This window comes from Nocardioides malaquae (assembly GCF_015070385.1).
GTDB classification, from domain to species: domain Bacteria; phylum Actinomycetota; class Actinomycetes; order Propionibacteriales; family Nocardioidaceae; genus Nocardioides; species Nocardioides malaquae.
Genome location: NZ_JADCSA010000676.1, coordinates 1 through 257, shown reverse-complemented (window position 1 = coordinate 257; position 257 = coordinate 1). Strand labels below are relative to the sequence as shown.

At 55.3% G+C, this 257-nt stretch carries 1 protein-coding gene; it reads right to left on the bottom strand.

Annotated elements, in window-relative coordinates:
* A partial coding sequence (locus IEQ44_RS16130) for a cation:dicarboxylate symporter family transporter (protein ID WP_193639442.1) occupies positions 1 to 257 on the bottom strand: 257 nt, incomplete at both ends.

Sequence of the window (257 nt, the reverse complement as noted above, 5' to 3'; positions counted from 1 at the left end):
GGCATACACACCGCTTTCGCGCAGGCACAGCAGCACCAGCGGGAACGGGTTACGACGAATTTTCCACCACACCAGCAATGGGTTAACCACCAGCGCCACCAGTAACATACAGCCAACCAGCACGACCAGCAGTTGCGCGTAGCCCCACAGTGTGGAGAAACCGGTGGGTGCCAGGGTAGAAGAAACCAGCCCAAAAATCCCAATCGGTGCGAAGCGAATGACCAGTTTCACCATAAAGGTAACGGCATTCGACATAT